Source organism: Pseudoalteromonas sp. TB51 (assembly GCF_000498055.1).
Lineage (GTDB): Bacteria > Pseudomonadota > Gammaproteobacteria > Enterobacterales > Alteromonadaceae > Pseudoalteromonas > Pseudoalteromonas atlantica.
This window is the reverse complement of record NZ_AUTO01000312.1, coordinates 1-4,611: the sequence shown is the minus strand read 5'-3', so window position 1 is coordinate 4,611 and position 4,611 is coordinate 1. Positions and strand designations below refer to the sequence as shown.

Below are 4,611 nucleotides of genomic sequence, written 5' to 3'. Positions count from 1 at the left end.
CGCTGGCGAAGGGGTTGCAGGTATAGGCCGCGAGTATAAAAACTTTGTGTATATGTTTGTCTCGGCGGCATTTGGTGGCGGAATCGTAAATAACGGCGATGTACTGCGTGGTACTTACGGTAATGCTGGCGAGCTTGGCGATATGTTACCGCCAAAGTTATACGCTCATCCCAATTTAGAGTTACTAAAGCGTATTTTGAAAAAAAATGGTGTAGCGGTTGATTCAATTTACGACCTGCACGATAACTTTGACCCCGAATGGCCAGGCGTTGAAGAGTGGCTATTTAAAGTTCAAGATTCGTTTGATTTAGTAGCAACCTGTTGTTCGGCGCTATTAGATGCAGAAGCCATTATTATNTTGGCGGCCATATACCTAAAGAGCTGGCCGAAAAAGTAATAGCGCGTACTGAGGTTTACGCACAATTTAGACGCGGTGCTAAACGCCCAATGCCCAAGCTGGTGGTCTCAAACATTAATAATTTTCCGGTCTCCATTGGTGCAGCCACTTTGCCATTTAGAGAGCTGTGTTTGTAGCTTAATAATAGAAACGTTAAAACAAAAAGCCGATATTGATTTATACAATATCGGCTTTTTTAGTATTTAAACCTATTCCTTAACTAAGTGTTATTGCGAATGGGTTTTACTCTTCAACGAACGGTTCACCTTCTGTCATCCACTTAGCGGCTGGCTTGCCTTTTAAGTAATGGTCAAAGTACTGCATCATACGCACTGAAAAATCGACCTGATTAGGAAACTTTTTCAAATGATGTGGTTCACCTTCGTATTGTAAAAAAGTGGCGTCTTTACCCGCACGGCGCAGGGCTAAGTAATATTGCACACCTTCGTGCCAAGGTACTGCGTCGTCTTTATCCCCAAACATAATTAAAATAGGGGTATTTACTTTATCGGCAAAAAACACTGGTGAGTTTTCGATGTATAGCTCGGGTGCTTCAAATAAATTTTTACCTATGCGGCTTTGCCCTGTTTCGTACTGAAATTGACGCGCAAGGCCCGACTTTAAACGTATGCCGCTGTATGCACTGGTCATGTTTGATACCGGCGCGCCCGATACAACCGCTTTAAACATATCTGTTTGGGTGATCATAAATGCACTTTGATAACCTGCCCATGAATGCCCTTGTAGGCCTATTTTATCTGGGTCGGCTATGCCTAAATCTATCAATTTTTGGGTAGCGTTTATCATGGTTTGCGTGGACGATTTACCTGGGTGGCCTATTTCAAAGCGAATATCAGGTAAAAAGATTGCATAACCATTTGAGGTAAACATAGGGAAGTTAGGACGATGATTTAGCTCCATTTTAGGAAAGTCATACATGCGCTGGCTCATATAGCGGTAAAAATACACAACAACGGGCACTTTATCGCCTTTTTTGTAGCCTGCAGGTTTAATTAATACCCCTTGTAGGTCTTCGCCATCAAAGCCTTTGTAGCTAATTAGCTCTGGCTTTTCGCCCCAGGCAAAATCCGCCATTTGTGGGTTTAAGTTGGTGACTTTTTTAGGTGCTGTAAAGCTAAAGTCGCTTTGGTAGTAATCAGGAAACTGATGATAAGTTTGCTCGGTAAAGAGGTATTTATCGGCATGTTTTGCCTTTTTAACTACATCAATACGTTTTTTGCCACTCAGTACATTAGTAACCGTTTGTGAGGCTAAATCAAGCTTGGCTACTTCACGTTGCTTTGATTGTAAGTTAACGGCTGATACAAGCAATGTATCGTTTTGAGCAAAGCCTACTTGGTTTTTATCAAGCTTAATAACGCGATATTGCGTTTTGCTTGGTTTACCATTAGTTAAGCGCTCAGCGCGTTGAGTGTTGACATCAAACGCCCAAATATCGTATTTGCTATAAACCAATACTTGGCTGCTGTTATTTAACCAACCAGCAAACCCATAACCAGGTTGCGGTGATGGATAGTCGTGTTTGTCATCGGCAAACGTGGCATTAATAGCTTTGCTAAGGGCGGTAACTTTGTTGGTTTTTAAATCTTTAAGTTGTACTTGGCTTTGTGCAAAGTATGCAGCGTAGCGCCCATTAGGCGCAAGGCTGGGTGTAAACGGTGAGTTTTTAATAATGGGAGTTTGCTCACCGGTATTAATGTTTATGCTGTAGTAGTCGGCAAAAAAGCCACCGTACATAATTTTTTCTAGGTGGGCTTGGTTAGAGTAGCCTAATACACTTTGGCTACGATTAGTGTTAAGCGCTAAATCGCTGACTTTTTCATTGCTTAGTTGTACTGCTTTTTGGCTTTTTAAATGGAAAACAGCGCTGTAATGGCGATTTTTATTAACCTTGTTCCACTGTTGCTCTTCTCGTGGTTTTATTTGGGCATCGTTGTTGTGCCACACGTTTAGCGCTTTATGTTCACGAATCGTGTCAAAGTCATACAGTGATGCTTCGTCGGTGTACTCTTTTGCTTTTATTTTAGCGGCCAGCTTTGGGTGGTTTTCAAAATATAAGCGCTCGCCATTTTCAGACCAGCTAATCGATGCTGTTTTACCTATAACCCATTCTTTATTAGGGGAGTCGATGGTGCTAAGGGTGTTATTTTGCCAAAGCTTTAGAGAGTATTGCCTGCGACGCTCATCATCGTTTACGTAGTTACCGAGGTTAAATGCGGCTATTTCTTTATCAGGGTGCCAACTAATTGATTGTGCAACCACGCCTGGCTCATCAATTAATACGCTTTGCGCAAAGTTATTATTAAGTTCAAGCAGTACAAGCTGATTGTTGTTGCCATCACTAAAGCTTTGGCTGGCAAGTAGCTGTGCGCCACTTGGGCTTAGCGCATAACTAAATACATTATTTAAGCTGTGGGTGGTGCTGTTTTTTAAGTTTATTATTACTAGCTCAAAGCTTTTATCTTTTTTATCTGGTGTGATAGCGCTTTTTTCTTCGCTGTTATCTTCAGTGGGTGTGTCTTTTTCTGCTTTTTTATCAACTCGATAAGCAAGCCACTGGCCATTGTTACCTAAAACATAGTCTTTTACGTCGGCAAATTGCTGTTTTTCGCCGGTTTGGGTATTGACTAAAATGAGGTTGTTTTTAAGTGATGACTTTTTCTCGCTGGTCTCTTGCTCAAGCAGGCTGGGTACTTGTGTAAATGCCACCCAATTAGCCGCTTTGTTAATAACGGGCTTGGTGCCGCGCTCTACGGTACTAATAAGGGTGTTTGTTGTTAAGTCATAAACTTGCCCGTTTGCATTGCCACGGTAGGGTTTAGCGCTAAAGCTGAGGATTTTACCATCATCTGAAAGTTGGGTGTTTTTTGCGTACTTAAAATCGAATACGTCTTTAAATTCTAACGGCTTTTGAGCCCAAGCAGCCGGGCTCGCTAAGCTTGCAAGCAGTGCTGAGCTTAAAAAGGTGAGCGTTGTTTTCATTATTGATTCTCGTTTTTCACAGTACTTTTAATGTAATAAGTATTGTAGCGAGTTTGGTTTATATTTCGAGCGGATCAGATAAGCGGTATAAGAAAAGGGACGAAAGGGTAAACGTTAGCGCGATTAACTAGCGCTAACGGTAAAATAATAAAGTAAGGTTATAACCAAATTTTTTGTAGTTCAGGCCATTGTTTTTCAAATTGCGAACTTGGCTTTACTTTAAAGTCGCTGCGCACAAACTGGTTCATTTTACCTTCAACATAGGCAAGTAAAAAGTTAGCAAGGGTTAGTTCATCGCTTTGAAAAGTTTTACCTTCACGAAGTTTGCGCTCGCGCAGTACTTGTTTAAATTGCGTTTCTAGCTTTTCGAACAGCCCTTGTACACGTTCGCGTAAACGCTCTTGCTCGCCTTGTAGGGCGTCGCCGGTAAGTATGCGTGTAATACCTGGGTTTTTTTCTGCAAACGTTAGTAGCAACAACAAAATATTATAAACGCGTGTTTGGCTTTCTTTTTCGTTTTCTAAAATAAGGTTAATGCGCGATAAAAGCGTGTCTTCGATAAACTCTATTAGGCCTTCAAACATACGTGCTTTACTTGGAAAGTGACGGTAAAGCGCAGCTTCAGACACACCCACTTCAGCAGCAAGCTTTGCAGTTGTAATCCGTTGTCCTGGGCTGGTTTCTAACATTTGCGCGAGGGCTTGCAGTATTTGCTCTTTGCGATTACTTCTTTTTGTCGCAGGCATGAACCTTCCTTTTTTATTTGTTATTTTTAGCTGCTAATCATTTTTTGTTCAAATGAGTGGCTTATGTTAATGTTTTATTCAGTTTGTTTCCAGCACTTTATAGTTGCTTGGCAAGTTGTTTAATTACCTCAAGAGCAATGCGTGTTTTACTATTTACCGCCAGTGCTAACTGCTCATTTTGCCAGTAAAGTGTTAAAGCATTGTGATCGGAATTAAACCCTAAACCACTTTGCGATACATCGTTAGCGCAGATCATATCGAGATTTTTATTTTTAAGTTTACCCTTTGCATAGCTCTCTACATTTTGCGTTTCAGCAGCAAAACCCACAGTGTAAGGGCGGTTTTGCGTTAAGTTTGCCACGGCGGCTATTACATCGGGGTTTTTAACAAGGGTGAGGGTAAGCTCATCGCCTTGTTTTTTCATTTTTTGAGTTGCTACATTAGCCGCTCTATAATCGGCTACGG

The 4,611-nt window shown here is 41.3% G+C and carries 3 protein-coding genes and 1 pseudogene; 1 reads left to right on the top strand and 3 read right to left on the bottom strand.

The features are described 5' to 3' along the window. A pseudogene (locus L650_RS0119260) lies at positions 1–534 on the top strand (ROK family protein); the annotation flags it as partial. Positions 535–640: 106 nt separating this feature from the next. Here the strand turns inward: L650_RS0119260 and L650_RS0119255 are convergent. The 3 genes from L650_RS0119255 to L650_RS0119245 all read right to left on the bottom strand — a co-directional run. Then, the gene (locus L650_RS0119255; protein WP_029774091.1) at positions 641–3,400 is read right to left on the bottom strand and encodes a prolyl oligopeptidase family serine peptidase; all 2,760 of its coding nucleotides are present in this window, start codon (positions 3,398–3,400) and stop codon (positions 641–643) included. A 158-nt stretch (positions 3,401–3,558) separates the two neighbouring features. Next, positions 3,559–4,146 carry a nucleoid occlusion factor SlmA gene (slmA, locus tag L650_RS0119250; protein WP_004587943.1) on the bottom strand — a complete coding sequence of 196 codons (588 nt, stop codon included), beginning with the start codon at positions 4,144–4,146 and terminating at the stop codon, positions 3,559–3,561. A gap of 97 nt (positions 4,147–4,243) precedes the next feature. Beyond that, positions 4,244–4,611, bottom strand: a 368-nt coding sequence (locus L650_RS0119245; protein ID WP_029774090.1) for a phosphopantothenoylcysteine decarboxylase, incomplete at its 5' end; no start/stop codon positions are given.